The following is a 17,160-nucleotide window of genomic DNA, read 5'->3' on the forward strand; positions in this document are numbered from 1 at the left end:
TCACCGCCGTAGGTACGCCTCGAGCGCGCGCTTGCGTCCGGTGTCCTCGGAATAGTGTCCGTCCGCCCACGGATTGGCGAGATTGCTTCCGGCGAAGACGAACTGCGCGCCCGCGAAGTTCGCGATCACGGCTTCCGGATCGTGGGCGCGCATGGCCTCGATCCAGGCGCGCGTGACGCGCTCGCCCTCCGGTCCCCAGCGCCAGGCGCGCATGAACTCGGCGAAGGCGGGCTCGGCGCGCAGATATTTCGGCCCCATGTCGTGATCGCCGCCCTCATAGTCGCCGAGGAAGAAGGCGCCGCCCTCAAGCGCGAAACGCTTTGTGCGCGCGCGCCATTCGAGCACGCGTTTCAGCGAGCCCGGCCCATTGCCGGTCGGCCCGCCGGTTATCACCCAGTCGGTCAGCTCCCGGGCGAGCGCGTCGACGCCCTTCGTCGCGATCGCCTCGAGCCACATCGCCTTGTGCGCGTCGTCGTCCGGCGCGGAGAAGAACCGGCCGTTCTGGGAGCCCCCCGAATAGTAGCTCGCCCCCGAAACCCCGGCCATGGCGAGCCAGGGGGCGGGATCCATGCCGCGATCCTCGAAATAGGCCCGGTAGCCTTCGAGCGCCCAGACGGTGGTGAAGTGATTGGCGAGCTGCACGCCGATCACCGGAACCCAGGCCTGGCTGCGTCCGGCCCTTGCGAGCGCCCGCTCGAAGGCGTGCGCCATGCGCGCCGCGGCGTAGCCGTAGCCGTGCGAGAAATTCCAGCCGCCTTCGCCGGTCGCGTTGCGCCCCGTGGCTTTCTCGAGCCCGTCGGCGAGCCCCCAGAAATAAGCCTTGCCGCGCACGAAGCCGGCGGCGTTGTTCCAGTGCTCGTTCGCAAGCTCCAGATAGAGCCGACGGTCCGCCGGATAGCCCGAGGCGATCAGGTCCGCGACGACGCGGTCGGCGAACTTCTCCCACTCGTCCGAGTCGAGAATGGCGACGGCGTTCGGCTCGGCGACCTCGAAGCGCACCGCGTTCACGTTGCGGAACGCCGCGTCGAAGGAATCGGGCGCGCCGACATAGGCCGGCAAATGCATCCACAGCGCGACGTCCGCCTCCAGCGCCATGTCGAACAGGAGCCGCGGCGGCGCCGCGAAGGGCGCGTCAGGCGCGTAGTTCTTGCCGACGCCGGTCGCGCTCGCGGCCCATGACGCCGCCGGCAGATACTGGTCGACCCGCCGCTGACGGGTGGCGTTGATCGCCTGAATGTCGAGCGTTCTGAGAATCTTGTAGCCTGAAAGCTGCGCCCGGAAGGCGGGGCTGAGAACCCGTCCGGCCCTGACTTCGGCCTCGTCGGCCTTGCGATAGACCCTGAGGCCGCGGAAGCTGTCGGAGGCCTCCGTGACCGTGATCCAGCCCCAGCTTTTCTTGTCGGACGCGAAGTCGCACTCGACGCGATTGTCGGAAATCGTCGCGCAGCGATTGGCGAAGGCGAGCGTCGCCCGGCCCTCGCCCTCCCATTCGACGACGTAGGTCCCGGCGTACCACTCGGGCCTGAACCGGGCGCCGAAGCGGACGAAGCCGAGCCGGACGCCGTGAAAGCCCTCGGGGATCGCCCGCGGCAGCATGGTCTCGGGGTTGATGAACCCCTTCTCCCACAGTTCGTCGTGCTCCATGCGGGCCCCGTCCGGACCCCAGGCGTGGAGCTGCGGCGTGTTCGCGCGCGACAGGACGATCAGCGGCTCCTCGACGTTGATGTAGCCGAGACCGCCCGCGCCGAGCTGCATGATCGGCAGGCCGTCGTCGGTCGTCGGAAAAACATGCGCCGGCTGAGCGTGGGGCGTGATGACGTCGGAGGGGGAGACGGGATCAAAAGGCGCGATTCTCGGCAACGTCGGCTGGCCGGCCTGCGAGGCGGCGGCGATGCGCGTCTCCGCCGCCGCGTTCTCGCCGTCGGCGCGCGCGCAGGCGCACGAAAGCGCCGCAAGCCCCGCCCAGACGACGAAGCCGCCATAAACCATCCTGTTCCGAAATCGCATACGCGCCTCCCTGACGCCTTTGCGCTTCGCAATTCGTTCCCCGCCTCGCTGCAAGATCGACGCCGGGACTTTTACGTGCGCGGGCGCAGCACGGCCTTGATCTCCAGATACTCCTCCAGCCCGTAGACGCCCCATTCCCGGCCGTTGCCGGACTGCCTGTAGCCGCCGAAGGGCGCGGCGAAATCGACATTAGCGCCGTTGACATGCACTTGCCCGGCGCGCAGCCGGCGCGCGACGCGCCAGGCGCTTTCCGCCGAACCGCCATACACATAAGCCGACAATCCGTAAGGCGTGTCGTTGGCGATCGCGACCGCTTCGTCTTCGTCCTTATAGGGAATGATCGAGAGAACGGGCCCGAAGATCTCCTCCCGCGCGATGGTCATGTCGTTTGAGACCGGCGCGAACACGGTCGGCTTCACATAGTAGCCCCGATCGAGTCCCTGCGGCCGCCCCGGTCCGCCCGCGACAAGCGGCGCGCCCTCTGCGACGCCTTTCTCGATCAACGACTGCACCTTGCGCCATTGCGCCTCGCTAGCGACGGGACCAAGCGCCGTTTCTTCCCTGCATGGATCGCCGACTTTCAGCGTCTCGACTGTCGCCTTCGCGATCGTCGCCGCCTTATCGAGCAGCTTCGCCTGCACGAGCATTCGGGTCGGCGCGTTACAGGACTGGCCGGAATTGGTCATGCACGCAACGACGCCGTGGCGCACGGCCTTTTCGAGATCGGCGTCTTCAAGAATGACATTGGGCGACTTCCCGCCCAGCTCCTGCGCGACGCGTTTGACGGTCGGCGCGGCGGCGCGCGCCACCTCCACGCCGGCGCGGGTCGAACCGGTGAAGGATACCATGTCGATGCCGGGATGGGCGGCGATCGCCGCGCCCACCTCGGGCCCCAGACCGTCGACGAGATTGAACACGCCCTTCGGAACGCCGGCCTCTTCGAGAATTCTCGCGATCACATGGGCCGAGATCGGCGCCACCTCGGACGGCTTCAGCACCATCGTGCAGCCGGCCGCGAGCGCCGGCGCTATCTTGCAGGCGATCTGATTGGCCGGCCAGTTCCAGGGCGTGATCATGCCGACGACGCCGATGGGCTCTTTCAGAATGTCGTGTCCGTCGCGCCGCTCCTCGAACGGATAGGCCTTCAAAATCTCCAGCATGGTCTGGAAATGTCCGAGTCCGGACGGCGCCTGCGCGCGCTGGGCGAGCGTGACGGGCGCGCCCATTTCCTCGGTGATGGCGGCGGCGAGATCGGCGTAATGTTTCTGATAGCTTTCGATAACCCGTGACAGAAGATCGATCCGATCCTCGCGACTGGCGCGCGAATAGCTTTCGAAAGCGCGCCGCGCCGCCGCGACCGCCGCGTCAACATCCGCAGCCGTTCCCAGCGCGATGATCGCGCAAGACTCCTGCGTCGCGGGGTTGACGACTTCCAGGATTTTCCGATCCGTCGGCCTGATCCATTCGCCGTTTATGTAAAAGCTCGTCAGATCGCGCATCGAAGCCTCCTTCCCGTTCCCGCGCCGCCAGGAGCTGTTTCCGTTGGAGCAGATAAATCCGGCAGACGCAAATCACGCATCGTCACCCCGCTCCCGCCGGCGCGCAGCCGCCCTCCATGCCTGCGATCCAGTTGCGGATGAGCGCGGCGCCTTCTTCGTGGACGACAGCGCGGCCGAGCTCGGGCATCATCGCAGCCGGATCTTTCGTCTCCATACGGAAGAGAAGGATGGACTCGCCCGGCGCGCCGGGAACGATCCCGTAGGGCCGTCCGCCAGAGCCGGAGCCGGCTGCGATCGGCGCCTTGCACAGGCCGAGCGCAGGGCCGTCCGCGCCCGGCTCGAGATCGAGCCCGGAGGTCCCGGCGGGGCCGACCGGGCTGTGGCAATGGCTGCAATTGACGTCGAGATAGGCGCGCGCCCGCGCCGCCAGCGGCTCGTCCGTATCCGTCCAGTCCGCGTTGCGCGGCGCGGCGGCGGCGCTCTTGAAATCTCCGGCCAGCAGACCTTTGAGACGCCAGGCGTCGAGCTGGTTGAAGCCCGGATGGAAGGCCGACGGTTTGTTGAGATGGCGCGCCTTGAGGCCGATGGGCTGGATCGCGCGCGTCTCGGCGTTCGTGGCGTGACAGCCCGCGCACTGGTTCGCGTTCGGCACGAGATAGGCGAAATCTTCCCGCCGCCCGTCCGGCCGCTCCAGGGTCAGCGGGATGACGTCGCCGGCCCGTTTCAGCCGCGCCTGCGTTTGCGCCTCGTTCCACACATAGGCGAACGCAGCCCAGCCTTGTTCACGGCGCGCTAGAATGCGCGTTTCGAGAAGCCGCACGCCGGAAAGGCTCATCGCGCCGTCCGTCGCGGTCCGCGTTCCGTCGGCGCGCACCACGTCGCGGCTCTCCCCGGTTTCGTAGTAGAACGTCTTGGTGACGATGGTTCCGACGGGAAAGTCGAAAGCCTCCATCTCGTCATACGTCGCAGCCGTCCCGGTCGGCGTCCAGACCGTGCGCAGTTTGAGCGCATAATCGGAGAAAAGCGGCGTGGCGAGATCGTAGGGCGTCGTCCCCGCCGCCAGTTCGAGAACGCCGTCCTTCGCGCGCAGAACGCCCCATTCGGAAAGCGTTTCCGGGTTGTCTTCCTCATGAAAGATCGGCGCGAGCGCCCTCTCATCCGAGCAACCCGCCTGCAAAGCGCAAAAAGCGAACGCGACGAAAAACCAGCCTCTGCGAAAAGCCGCCGTCATAGCTCCGCCAATCGGCCGTCGAGGCTGACCGCCGGCAGTTTCTCCAGCGCGCAGTCATGCGCCCCGGTCGCTATCTGCGGATTCCTGAATCCGTTCGGCGCATCAAGATTGAGCAGCGCCGCGCCGTCGTTCCGTACGCAGATGCGCAAGGAATCGGGCAGCGCGCCGTTCTCCATCTTGGCCGGGTCGACATACCCGTCCCAGAGAATGTCGGGCAGCGCGCCGAGCGGACCGAACTTCGCGACCTTGAGCGCCTGTAGGTCGAGCCCGTCGGGTTTTTTTCCGCCGCCGCTCATCCGATTGCCATAGATGAAGATCGATTCCGGATAGGGATCGAAGTCTTCCGTCATGCCGTCCTGCGACAGGCCGGAAGAAAACACCGAAGCGATGATGATGCTGGCGGTCCCGTTGCCCTCGATGTCATTGTCGAAAATCTCAACCTGATCGTTGGCGTTGATGATGATCCCGGAGCCCGCCGGCACGTTGGCCACCGCCGTGCCGGGATGGCCAAAATTCTTCGTGTTGTTGTCGATGATCCTGTTGCGGAACACGCGCGTGCGCGCGCCGGGCTGCGACAGGTTCGGCATGTTGAAGACAAGGACGCCGCCGGTGTTTTCCGTCGCCACGTTGTCGTAAACGTCGGCGTCGAACGTGTTCTCGATCTCGATGCCGGCGACGTTGCGCTCGGCGCGATTGCCGCGCACGATGACGTTGCGCGACTGGCCGACATAAATGCCGGCGTCGGAAGCGCCGATTGCGACGTTGCCTTCGAGCAGCACGTTCGTCGTCTGGACGGGATAGATGCCGTACGCGCCGTTCTCGGTTTTCGGCCCGCCTGTCCATTCCGTCCGGACGCGGCGAATCACGATATTGTCGCCCTTCGTCACCTTGAGCGCGTCGCCTTTCGTATCTTCGATGGCGAGATCCTCGATGACGAAGTCGCTCGCCGTGACGAGCAGCCCCTCCGCGCCGGCGATCTGATTCCTGAAGGACAGGATCGTCTTGTCCATGCCCTGCCCGCGGATCGTCACCCCGTCGACGGCGAGGCTGAGCGAGCGGTCGAAATGGAAAGTCCCCGCCGATATCTCGATGACGTCGCCGGGCCGCGCGTCGAGAAGCTGCGTTTGCAACGTCTCCTGATAGGAGAAGTCCGCCGCTTGCTCGCCTCCCTTCTCCCCGCAGGCCGCCAGCGCCAACGCGCCTGCCAACAGCCGGATCGACCGCATTCCCCCTCTCCTCTCCTTCGTCATCCTCAAAGCGGGCAGGATAGGCGATCGCGCGCGCCGGCCAAAGCGCGCCGCGCAGAGACAGGCGACGTGGCGGAATCGGGCGGAATTCCGGCGCGATGCGAGGTTGTCGCCCAGTCTTGGGGATAATCCGTGGCCCATGTCTGCGGGTCGGACACCAAGCGCGCTGGCGATCCCGACAGGATTTGAACCTGTGACCTCTAGCTTCGGAGGCTAGCGCTCTATCCAACTGAGCTACGGGATCGCGGCCGGCCGGGGGGCGACCCCCTGACCGGCCCCGCTTAAACCACGGGCGGCCCGAACGTTCAATGACCATGTTCGCCCTCCGGGCCGGCGCTGTTAAGCTCCCCTCGCTTCGCTCACGCAAGGAGAGAGCCGATCATGCGATTTTTCCGCCGCCTCGCCGTCCTATTCGCCGCCGCCGCCTTTTGCCTGCCGCCAGCGGCGGCGCGCGAAGCCCCGCCGCCGGGTACGGCCGTCCCGCCCATGTGGCGCCTCGCCGATGCGGACAGCGAAATCTGGCTCCTCGGCACGTTCCACATCCTGCCCAAGGAGCTCGACTGGCGCTCCCCGCCGGTCGCGGCCGCCTTCGACGCAGCCGAGACGGTGTGGTTCGAGGCCGAAGTCGATACGCCCGCCGCGCGCCAGAAGACGGTGCAGGTCGTCATGACCCAGGGGTTCAACCCGCCGGGCGAAACCTTGAGCGCGATGCTGGCGCCCGAGGACGCCCGCCGCCTCGCCGAGGTCGCGCGCGAACTCGGCCTGCCATTGTCGGCCATCGACCCGATGCGCCCCTGGCAGGCCTTCTTGACCCTGAGCGTGCAGTTCATCGTCAATCAGGGCTTCGATCCCGGTTCGGGCGTCGAAACGAAGCTGCTCGCCGAGGCGCGCGCGGCCGGGCGCGAGCTGCGCTTCTTCGAAACGGTCGAAGAACAGCTCGCGTTGTTCACCTCGCTCGATCCGGAGACGGAGAAAAAGCTCCTCGTCGTCACCTTGCGCGAGTGGGACAAGCAGCAGGAGCAGTTCGACGCCCTGTTCGAGGCCTGGCGGACCGGCGACGCGGAGTCGATCGACCAACTGATGAACGAGACCCTGCGCGCGGAAGCGCCGAAGGTCTATGACGCGCTCATCGTCCGGCGCAACGAAGCCTGGACCGAGGAGATTGCGCACGTCATGGCCGGCTCCGGCCGCGCGCTCGTCGCCGTCGGCGCGGCCCATCTCGCCGGGGACCGCTCGCTGCCCGCGCTGCTTCGCGAAAAGGGCTTCGCGGTCGAACGCTACGGGCTTGAAACGGCCGAGCAGGCGGATGTGAGAAATTAGGAACGAAGCGCCGTCATCCCGGATGCGGCGCAGCGCGAAGCGGCGCGCTGCTGATGCGGGATCGGGCGCGGCAGGGTCCGGCGCTCGCCGAACCCGATCCCGGGCGCATTGCATCACCACGTGCTGCAATGCGCCCGGGACGGCGGCGTTGCAGATCGGGGACGACGGGAGGAACGCGTCGCGTTACGCCGCCGCGAGTTTGCGGATGACGTATTGGAGAATGCCGCCGTGGCGGAAATAGTCGAGCTCGTCGGCGGTGTCGATTCGCACCCGGACTTCTATTTCCGTCGCCTGTCCGTCCGCGAACCGGATCGTCGCCTTCGCCGTTTGGCGGGGCTCGAGGCTGTCGACCCCGTGGACGGTGATCTCCTCGTCGCCTTTAAGGCCGAGCGCCTTCCAGTTCTGGCCTTTCGTGAATTCAAGCGGCAGAACGCCCATGCCGATGAGATTCGAGCGGTGAATGCGTTCGAAGCTTTCCGCGATCACCGCGCGCACGCCGAGCAGAATCGTCCCCTTCGCCGCCCAGTCGCGCGAGGAGCCGGTGCCGTACTCCTTGCCCGCGATCACGACGAGCGGCGTTCCCGCCGCCTTGTATTTCATCGCCGCGTCATAGATCGCCATCTGCTCGCCGGACGGGACATGGCGCGTGTAGCCGCCTTCGACGCCGTCCAGCATCAGGTTCTTGATGCGGATGTTGGCGAAGGTGCCGCGCATCATCACCTCGTGATTGCCGCGCCGCGAGCCGTAGGAATTGAACTCCGAAACCGGCGTCTGATGGTCCTTGAGGTACTTTCCGGCCGGGCTGTCCTCCTTGATGGAGCCAGCGGGCGAGATGTGGTCGGTGGTGATCGAGTCGCCGAACAGCGCGAGGATGCGCGCGTTCTCGATCGGCTGGACCGGCGCCGGCTCCAGAGTCATGCCCTCGAAATAAGGCGGCTTGGCCACATAGGTCGAGGGCGGCCAGTTATAGGTCTGACCGTCCCCGGCGTCGACGCCGCGCCACAACTCGTCGCCCTTGAAAACGTCGGCGTAACGCTTGGCGAACATCTCGGCGTTGACGCTTTCGCGCACCGCCTCGGCGATCTCCTGATTGGAAGGCCAGATGTCCTTGAGGTAAACGTCCTCGCCCTGATCGTCCTTGCCGACGGGATCGTTCGTCAGATCTATATTGAGCGAGCCGGCGATCGCATAGGCGACGACCAGCGGCGGCGAAGCGAGATAGTTCGCGCGCACGTCGGGCGAAACGCGGCCCTCGAAATTGCGGTTGCCGGACAGCACCGAGCAGACGGCGAGATTGTTCTCGTTCACCGCCTCGCTGATCGGACCCGGCAGCGGGCCGGAATTGCCGATGCAGGTGGTGCAACCGTAGCCCACCAGATTGAAGCCCAGCGCGTCGAGATCGTCCTGCAGGCCGGACTTGGCGAGATAGTCGGTGACCACCTGGCTTCCCGGCGCGAGCGACGTCTTCACCCACGGCTTCACCGCAAGGCCGCGCTTGCGGGCGTTCCGCGCGAGAAGGCCGGCGGCGATCATCACCGACGGATTTGAGGTGTTCGTGCACGATGTGATCGCCGCGATGACGACGTCGCCATGGCCGAGGTCGAAATCCTCGCCCCTGACCGGAACGCGCTTGTCCTTCTGGCCGGCGAGGCCGTACTCCTTGTCGAGGGCCTGCGCGAAAGACTGGGGCGCTTTTTGCAGAAGCACGCGGTCCTGCGGTCGCTTCGGACCGGCGAGCGAGGCGGTCACCGTCGAAAGGTCGAGCTCGAGCGTGTCCGTGTAGACCGGCTCCGGTCCGGAGGAGTCGCGCCAAAGCCCTTGTTCCTTGGCGTAGGCCTCGACGAGCGCCACCCGCTCCTCGGAGCGGCCGGTAGCGCGCAGATAGCGCAGGGTCTCTTCGTCGATCGGGAAAAAGCCGCAGGTCGCGCCATATTCCGGCGCCATGTTCGCGATGGTCGCCTGGTCCTCGAGCGCGAGATGGTCGAGGCCCGGGCCGAAGAACTCGACGAACTTGCCGACGACGCCCTTCTTGCGCAGCATCTCCGTGACCGTGAGCACGAGATCGGTGGCAGTCGATCCTTCCGGCAGCTTGCCGACGAGGCGGAAGCCGATCACCTCGGGGATGAGCATCGAGATCGGCTGGCCGAGCATGGCCGCTTCGGCTTCGATGCCGCCGACGCCCCATCCGAGCACGGAAAGTCCGTTTACCATCGTCGTGTGGCTGTCGGTGCCCACCAGCGTGTCGGGATAGGCGTAGGTCTCGCCTTCGCGCTCCGCAGTCCACACCGTCTGGGCGAGATATTCGAGATTGACCTGATGGCAAATGCCCGTGCCGGGCGGGACGACGCGGAAATTGTCGAACGCGCCCTGCCCCCATTTCAGAAACTGGTATCGCTCGCGGTTGCGCTCATATTCGCGCTCGACGTTCCTGCGGAAGGCGTCGGGCGTGCGGAAATAGTCGACCATCACCGAGTGATCGATGACGAGATCGACAGGCGCGAGGGGATTGATCTTCTCGGGATCATGCCCGAGCGACTTCATGGCGTCGCGCATGGCGGCGAGGTCCACGACGGCCGGCACGCCGGTGAAATCCTGCATCAGGACGCGCGCCGGACGATAGGCGATCTCGCGGTCCGAACGGCCCTTCTTCAGCCAGTCGCCGAAAGCGGCGATGTCGTCGGTCGTGACCGAGCGGCTGTCCTCGAAGCGCAGGAGATTCTCGAGCAACACCTTCAGCGAATAGGGCAGGCGCGCCACGTCCCCGATTTTCTCCTCGGCCGCCTTGAGGCTGTAGATGGCGTAGCTCCTGGCGCCGACCTTGAGCTCTCTTTTGGTCTTGAGGGTGTCGCGTCCGGGGATCACGGGGGGCCTCCGTCGAAATCAGGTGGTGAATCGCGCCGCCCTTATGGCCGATGCGCCCGTCGGGCGCAATTCGGTCCGGCGCCGCGCCGTCGCCGACGGCTCCGCCGCCAGGGGCGCCTTGGTCGCGCCGCAAATCCCGTTATGGTAGGCGCGCGCTGTACGATGTTTCGCCAGACGGGAGTTAGTAGCCTATGGATTCGCGACTTCCAGCCCTGCCGCTTTCGCTCGCCCTCGCCGCGGCCTGCGCCGCCGGCGCGGCTGCCGCCGCCGAACCCGAGGCGATCGCCTCCTACCGGGACTGGAGCGTTTTCGTGCGCGAGGCGGACGGCGACCGCATCTGCTTCGCGGCGACCGAGGCCAAGGACAAATCGCCGAAATCGGTCAATCACGGCGACGTCTTCTTTCTCGTCGCGACATGGAAGTCGGGCGCGGCGACGAACCAGCCCAGCCTGATGACCGGCTATGCGCTGCGCGACGCCCCGCCGCCGACGCTGCGCATCGGCTCCGACAAGTGGGAGATGTACGTCGCCGACAACGAAGGTTTCATCGAAAGCGCCGCCGACGAGCAGAGCCTGATTAACGCCATGAAACGCGGGGCGGAGATGCGGGTGAGCGCGGTCTCCGCGCGCGGCACGGCGACGAGCTATGTGATCTCGCTGCAGGGCGTCACGGCCGCGCTCCAGCGCGTTGCGGAAGCCTGCCGCTGAGGCCGGTTGACTCCGGATCGAAAATCCCTATAGGCCCGCTTTCGGGAGAGGGCGGCGTCAGGGGGAGATCATGACAATGGCGAACGGCCTTGAGGCGCGCGCGAGCGTCCGATGGTTCTACCCGGCGATGGGGATTCTCATCGCGCTCACGGTCTATGCGGGCTTCGCGCCGACCTTTTTCGCGCGCCCAGCCGCCATCGGCCCCCTTTCGCCGCTGCTTTTCGTTCACGGGATCGTCTTTTCGCTCTGGGTGCTGCTTTTCATCGCCCAGACGAGCCTGATGGCGTCGGGCCGGGCGCGAATGCACTTCGCCCTCGGAGCCGCCGGGGCCGCGCTTGCAGCCGTTGTGACTATCCTTGGCCTGATCGTCTCGATCGACGCGCTGCGACGCGGCGCGGCGCCGATTCCCGGCGCGCCGGCGCATGTGTTTTTTTCCGTGCCGCTGTTCGACACCCTCCTCTTCGCCGGCTTCGTCACGCTCGGCCTTTTGAACCGTCGCCGCCCCGAGGTCCACAAGCGCTTCATGTATCTTTCAGCGATCGCCATGACGCCGCCCGCCTTCGGCCGGCTGATTCTCCTATGGGACAGCCAGGCCCTCTTCGCCTTCATGCCCCACACGATCTGGGGACTGTCCCTGCTTTTCGTTCTGGCGGGCGCGGCCTTCGATCTCGCGACGCGGCGGGCCGTCCATCCGGTCTATCTGTGGGGCGGACTCGCCATCGCCCTTTCCTCGCCCCTGCGTTTCATGATCGCATCCACCGCCCTTTGGGCGGATGCGACGGCGCAGCTCGCCGGTTGACCGGCCCCGCTTGGCGAGCCCGCAAATCACGATAGGCTCGCCTCAAGACCCTCGGCGCGACGGGCCGCCGAGGAAAGGACGGGGAGCGTGATGGGCATCATCAAGGAATTCCAGCAATTCGCCCTCAAGGGCAATGTGGTCGACATGGCCGTCGGCATTGTTATCGGCGGGGCTTTCGGCACCATCGTGAAGTCGCTCGTCGACGACGTCATCATGCCGCCGGTCGGGCTGCTCATCGGCGGGATCGATTTCTCCGAGCTCGCCATCACCCTGAAGCCGGCCACCGCCGACACCGCGGCGGTGACCATCAATTACGGCAATTTCATCAATGCGATCATCGCCTTCCTGATCGTCGCCTGGGCGCTTTTCCTCGTCGTCAAGGCGATGAACAAGGCGCGCGAGCGCTTCGAGAAACACGAAGAGGCCGCGCCCGCCGCCCCGCCGGCCGACGTGCAGCTTTTGACCGAGATCCGGGATTTGCTGAAGCAGCGGGTCTGACCCGCGCGGCTGATCCCTTCGGACCTTGTCGAACCGGGCCGTCATGCGGCGCGCCGGCGGTCGTTTTCATGCGTCAACCCGCCCGCCATTGCCGGCTTGCGCGGCCGCCTCTATATCCCGCCGCCATGACGCCGCTGAAGAACATCCGCAATTTCTCCATCATCGCCCATATCGACCACGGAAAGTCGACCCTCGCCGACCGGATCATCCAGCTGACGGGGGGACTGACGGACCGGGAGATGAAGGAGCAGGTGCTCGACTCCATGGAGCTCGAACGCGAGCGCGGCATCACCATCAAGGCGAACACCGTGCGGCTCAATTACAGGGCCGCGGACGGCGAGACCTATGTTCTCAACCTCATCGACACGCCGGGCCATGTGGATTTCACGTATGAGGTCTCGCGCTCGCTGTCGGCCTGCGAAGGCGCGCTCCTCGTCGTCGACGCGAGCCAGGGGGTGGAGGCCCAGACGCTGGCCAATGTCTATCAGGCGATCGACGTCGACCTCGAAATCGTCCCTGTTCTCAACAAGATCGACCTGCCCGCCGCCGAGCCGGAGCGCGTCAAGGCCCAGATCGAGGACGTCATCGGCCTCGACGCCTCCGACGCCATCGAAATCTCGGCCAAGACCGGCCTCGGCGTCGACAAGGTGCTCGAAGCGATCGTCAGGCGCCTGCCGCCCCCTGAGGGCGACCCGAACGCCCCGCTGAAGGCGCTGCTGGTCGACAGCTGGTACGACCCCTATCTCGGCGTGGTCGTTTTGGTGCGCATCGTCGACGGCGTCCTCAGGAAAGGCGCGCGCATCCGCATGCTGGGGGCGAAGGCGAGCTACACGGTCGATCAGGTCGGCGTGTCGACGCCCAAGAAGACGCCCGTCGACGCCCTCGGCCCCGGCGAGATCGGCTATCTGACCGCCTCGATCAAGGAGGTCGCCGACACCCATGTTGGCGACACCATCACCGAGGAGCGCCGGCCCTGCGGAACGCCCCTGCCCGGCTTCAAGCCGTCGCAGCCCGTGGTGTTCTGCGGCATGTTCCCGGTGGATGCGGCCGATTTCGAAGATCTGCGCGAGGCGATGGCGAAGCTCCGCCTCAACGACGCGAGTTTCCATTACGAGATGGAGACGTCGGCCGCGCTCGGTTTCGGCTTCCGCTGCGGCTTTCTCGGCCTCCTGCATCTCGAAATCATCCGTGAACGGCTGGAGCGCGAGTTCGGCCTCGACATCATCACCACCGCGCCGTCGGTCATCTACCGGGTGCATCTCACCGACGGCTCGATGAAGGAGCTGCACAACCCCGCCGACATGCCGGACATGGTTCGCGTGAGCCATCTCGAAGAGCCTTGGATCAAGGCGACGATCATGACGCCCGACGACCATCTGGGCGCGATCCTGAAGTTGTGCGAAGAGCGGCGCGGCGTTCAGCAGGAGCTAACCTACGCCGGCAGCAGGGCCATGCTGGTCTACGAGCTTCCCCTCAACGAAGTCGTGTTCGACTTCTACGACCGGCTGAAGTCGGTTTCCAAAGGCTACGCCAGCTTCGACTATCAGCTTCTCGACTATCGCGAGGGCGATCTCGTCAAGATGCAGATTCTCGTCAATGAGGAGCCCGTGGACGCGCTCTCGATCATCGTCCACCGCTCTAAGGCGGAGAGCCGCGGGCGCGCCATGTGCGAGAAGCTCAAGGAGCTCATCCCGCGGCATATGTTCAAGATCCCGATCCAGGCGGCCATCGGCGGGCGCGTCATCGCGCGCGAGACGATCAGCGCCCTGAGGAAGGACGTGACCGCGAAGTGCTACGGCGGCGACGTCACGCGCAAGCGCAAGCTCCTCGAGAAGCAGAAAGAGGGCAAGAAAAAGATGCGCCAGTTCGGCCGCGTCGAAATCCCCCAGGAAGCCTTCATCAAGGCGTTGAAGATGGACAGGTAAGCGCCCGCCCGGCAGCGGCCGCGCTTGGAAAGGCCGCCCCCGGCGGCGCTCCACCGCCGAAACCCGCAATAGGCGACATCTGAATCGCAATGACACGGGCAGGTTTCTTGCGCAGGGCGAAAGCCTGTGTTAAGCATGAAATCTGGGAGAGTACGAGTGGGGAGAATCATGAAAAATCTGGGAATTACAGCTGTCTGCGCAGTCGCGCTGACAGCGGGCGCGCACGCCACCACGATCACCACGGTCGATCCGACCGCTGACCCTTCCGGCACGGCCGCCGCCCTCGCCGCGGCGACTCTTGCGCCCGGCAGCGGCATTTCAATCATCGCGGGGTCGGAGACCTATGTCGGCGAGCCTGGACAGGGCGGGACATACAGCGATTTCTCGATCTCCAACGGATCGACGACGATCGCCCTGGCCCATGACGGCATCGTGCTGACCTCGGGCGACGCAGGCGGAATCCTCGTCGCCGAGAACACCGATCCGTCTTTCGACGGCTCTCTTGGAACGCCTGGCAACGCCTTGCTGGAAACGCTGACGCCGTCGACGACCTTTGACGCAAACGTCTTGAGCTTCGAGTTCGCCGTCGAACCGGGCATGACGTCGGTCTCCGCGAGCTTCGTCTTCGGCACCGATGAATATCCCGATCAGTCAGTAACCGATATTTTCGGCGTTTTCGTCGATGGCGTGAACTATGCGGAGTTTTCCGACGGTTCTGTGATCAACTTTGAGCTTGGCTCGATATCCGCCGGCTTTTTCAATGACAACGATGTCGGCAGTCTAACGCCTTTCGTCACCAATACCGGCGACGCAATTCAGTATGACGGCATCCTCAGCGTGCTGACCGTTACCGGCCTTCTGGATCTATCGCTGACGACGCACATGATCGTCATCGCGATCGCCGACACCTCCGACACCATTTTCGACTCGGGCGTGTTCTTCGGCGGTCTGATGGCGGGCACCGCCACAGGCGGCGGCATTACGCCTACGCCGGAAATCCCTCTCCCGGCGGGCGGCCTTCTGATGTTGACCGGCCTAGGCGCGCTGACCTTGCGCGGCTTGCGCAAGATCTGACACGCCGCCGATGGCGCAGCGCATCATCTGTACCAGCGGCCGTCCTTCGGGCGGCCGCTTTTTCAGCTAAGGAGAAACCTCATGGCCGTGAAAAACATGGGTTTGACGCTCGGCGCCGGCGTCGTATTCGCCGCCATCGCCCTGATCCCAGCCGGCTTGGCGAATTCCAGCGCCGCGTCGACGCCGCTCGCCAAGTCCTGCGCCGTGCTCGACGTTATCGGAACCGACCGCACGGACGGCTTGGCGCCGCTGTTCGCCGATCTTGGCGCCCATTGGCCGAAAGAGAACCGCGAAGGTCTTATCAATCGATTGACCGAACTGCTCGGCGCGCTCGATTTCGCCGGCGGCAATGTTTATCTGCTCAACAAATTCGGCGACGATCTGGAAGAACATCTCGTTCTGCTGCGGCTCGCTGGAGGCGAGGTCGCGGGAATGCGCCTGCGTTACGAATGGACGCCTGCCGGAATGAAACTGGTCACAGTCAATTTCGAAAGGAAATATCAGGACTATGTTCCGGATGTCGCCGGCGGATCATTTCAGAAGCTGCCCTGCCTATAAGCGACAGCAGCGTGTGAGGGTTAAAACTCGATGGTCACCCCACGGCGCATGCTGAAGATCCCGATCCAGGCGGCCATCGGCGGGCGCGTCATCGCGCGCGAGACGATCAGCGCCCTGAGGAAGGACGTGACCGCGAAGTGCTACGGCGGCGACGTCACGCGCAAGCGCAAGCTCCTCGAGAAGCAGAAAGAGGGCAAGAAAAAGATGCGCCAGTTCGGCCGCGTCGAAATCCCCCAGGAAGCCTTCATCAAGGCGCTGAAAATGGACGGCTAAAAAGTCGCGCTCCTGCAGACGCGAACGAAGAATCTCATCTTTGCGAACACTGGACGTTTCGCTAAACTCTCTTATCTGTCCTCGGCCGAGGGGGAGGCGAAATGAGGTTTTCTGCGATCATCAGCGCATTGACGCTGGCGGTTCTTCCCGCGCAGGGGGCCCACACGGCGCCGGACGAAACCTCGGCCAAGCCGTTGCGCCGCGTCGCCCCGGCTTATCCCGCCGCCTGCATGCCTGCGGCAGGCGAACCGGTCGGATCGGCCCAACGCGTCACGATCGCCTACGACGTGTCGGAGGACGGTTATCCTCAAAACGTGCGCGTGCGGGAGTCCACCGACCCTTGTTTCGAGGAGGCTGCGGTCGCGTCGGTTCGCGCCTCTTATTTTTCGCCGCGCAAGATAAGAGGGCGGGCCGCCGAACAGCTGGATATGGAGACGACGTTCCGTTTCGTCCTGAATGAAGAAACGGCGATCGACGATATCGACGCCCGCCCGCTCGATCGCAAGCCGCCTGATTACCCCGATAAATGCATAAGAAAAGCCCAGTCTAGAGAAAGCGTTTTTATCGAATTCGACGTCACCTCCGAAGGGCGAACCGACAACATCCGGGTTGTCGACTCAACCAATGTCTGTTTCGAAAAAGCCGCGCTGAAGGCCGTCGAAGCATGGATTTATCATCCGAAAACCGTCGACGGGAGGCCCGCGCCGCGACCCGGCGTGCAAACCGCTATCACATTCGAGCTTGTAAATGACGGTTGGGGGAAACCGTCGCCGGCCGCGCGCGCGAAAGTCTGGCGCCGGCTGGTTTCAATTCAGCAGGACATTCGCAAGAAGCGCTCTGCGGCGGTCGTTCTGGCGGATCTCGCCGATCTGGAAGCCGAATTCGGAAACGAGTTCACGCCGACCGAGCTCGTTTCCTTTCATCACTTGCGGGCGAGCGCGCGTCTGGAAAAGGCGGACTACGCCGGCGCGCTGGACGATCTGGAATTTGTTCTGCGCATCAAACCGCTCGACAAAAAGACCTATCAGGCCATCGAGGATGCCGTCGAACAGCTCAAAACCATCGTCGCCGCGCAGGAAGCCGCTGCAGCTTCGGAGGAGGCTTTTAAACCGCCGGACGCCGACGCGACGCCGCAGCAGTAGTGGGGCAGTCCCGCCGAA

General features: G+C 65.1%; 13 protein-coding genes, 1 tRNA gene and 1 pseudogene. 9 read left to right on the plus strand and 6 right to left on the minus strand.

The window, feature by feature from the left end:
- From CHB64_RS09895 to CHB64_RS09915, 5 genes are all read right to left on the minus strand, one after another.
- Entirely contained in the window at nt 1-2,007 is a 2,007-nt protein-coding gene (locus tag CHB64_RS09895; RefSeq protein WP_143265993.1) for a hypothetical protein, read from the minus strand.
- A gap of 71 nt (nt 2,008-2,078) precedes the next feature.
- Nucleotides 2,079-3,506, minus strand: a complete 1,428-nt coding sequence (locus CHB64_RS09900) for an aldehyde dehydrogenase family protein (protein WP_089412471.1) — start codon at nt 3,504-3,506, stop codon at nt 2,079-2,081.
- Between the two features lie 82 nt (nt 3,507-3,588).
- Nucleotides 3,589-4,737: an SO2930 family diheme c-type cytochrome gene (locus CHB64_RS09905; RefSeq protein WP_089412472.1), complete on the minus strand. Its 1,149-nt coding sequence runs from the start codon at nt 4,735-4,737 to the stop codon at nt 3,589-3,591.
- On the minus strand, nt 4,734-5,963 hold the full coding sequence (locus CHB64_RS09910; RefSeq protein ID WP_089412473.1) for a parallel beta-helix domain-containing protein: 1,230 nt from the start codon (nt 5,961-5,963) through the stop codon (nt 4,734-4,736). The genes CHB64_RS09905 and CHB64_RS09910 overlap by 4 nt, the downstream gene beginning before the upstream one ends.
- Nucleotides 5,964-6,151: 188 nt before the next feature.
- Nucleotides 6,152-6,228: transfer RNA gene (locus CHB64_RS09915), tRNA-Arg, on the minus strand.
- Between the two features lie 137 nt (nt 6,229-6,365).
- Between CHB64_RS09915 and CHB64_RS09920 the strand changes: the two genes are divergently transcribed.
- The gene (locus CHB64_RS09920) at nt 6,366-7,304 is read left to right on the plus strand and encodes a TraB/GumN family protein (protein WP_089412474.1); all 939 of its coding nucleotides are present in this window, start codon (nt 6,366-6,368) and stop codon (nt 7,302-7,304) included.
- A gap of 183 nt (nt 7,305-7,487) precedes the next feature.
- Here CHB64_RS09920 and acnA read toward each other — a convergent pair whose 3' ends face one another.
- The gene (acnA, locus tag CHB64_RS09925) at nt 7,488-10,166 is read right to left on the minus strand and encodes an aconitate hydratase AcnA (RefSeq protein WP_200815318.1); all 2,679 of its coding nucleotides are present in this window, start codon (nt 10,164-10,166) and stop codon (nt 7,488-7,490) included.
- Between the two features lie 191 nt (nt 10,167-10,357).
- On the opposite strand from acnA, the gene CHB64_RS09930 reads away from it, so the two are divergent.
- From CHB64_RS09930 to CHB64_RS09965, 8 genes and pseudogenes are all read left to right on the plus strand, one after another.
- The gene (locus tag CHB64_RS09930) at nt 10,358-10,873 is read left to right on the plus strand and encodes an invasion associated locus B family protein (RefSeq protein WP_143265994.1); all 516 of its coding nucleotides are present in this window, start codon (nt 10,358-10,360) and stop codon (nt 10,871-10,873) included.
- A gap of 76 nt (nt 10,874-10,949) precedes the next feature.
- A complete protein-coding gene (locus CHB64_RS09935) occupies nt 10,950-11,672 on the plus strand; it encodes a hypothetical protein (protein ID WP_089412475.1) in 723 nt (240 codons plus the stop codon).
- Between the two features lie 90 nt (nt 11,673-11,762).
- Nucleotides 11,763-12,170 (plus strand): large-conductance mechanosensitive channel protein MscL, encoded by a 408-nt coding sequence (gene mscL / locus CHB64_RS09940; RefSeq protein ID WP_200815331.1) that lies wholly within the window; start codon nt 11,763-11,765, stop codon nt 12,168-12,170.
- A gap of 125 nt (nt 12,171-12,295) precedes the next feature.
- Complete coding sequence (gene lepA / locus CHB64_RS09945; RefSeq protein WP_089412477.1) at nt 12,296-14,095, plus strand: translation elongation factor 4; 1,800 nt, start codon at nt 12,296-12,298, stop codon at nt 14,093-14,095.
- A gap of 168 nt (nt 14,096-14,263) precedes the next feature.
- Nucleotides 14,264-15,169, plus strand: coding sequence for a choice-of-anchor L domain-containing protein (locus tag CHB64_RS09950; protein WP_089412478.1), 906 nt, complete (start codon nt 14,264-14,266; stop codon nt 15,167-15,169).
- 81 nt (nt 15,170-15,250) lie between these two features.
- Nucleotides 15,251-15,727 (plus strand): hypothetical protein, encoded by a 477-nt coding sequence (locus tag CHB64_RS09955; protein WP_089412479.1) that lies wholly within the window; start codon nt 15,251-15,253, stop codon nt 15,725-15,727.
- Nucleotides 15,728-15,766: 39 nt separating this feature from the next.
- Nucleotides 15,767-16,000, plus strand: a pseudogene (locus tag CHB64_RS09960) (elongation factor 4); the annotation flags it as partial.
- Nucleotides 16,001-16,101: 101 nt separating this feature from the next.
- On the plus strand, nt 16,102-17,142 hold the full coding sequence (locus CHB64_RS09965) for an energy transducer TonB (protein ID WP_089412480.1): 1,041 nt from the start codon (nt 16,102-16,104) through the stop codon (nt 17,140-17,142).
- Nucleotides 17,143-17,160: the final 18 nt, after the last annotated feature.

Origin of the sequence: Amphiplicatus metriothermophilus (genome assembly GCF_900199215.1) — a bacterium.
Classification (GTDB): domain Bacteria; phylum Pseudomonadota; class Alphaproteobacteria; order Caulobacterales; family Parvularculaceae; genus Amphiplicatus; species Amphiplicatus metriothermophilus.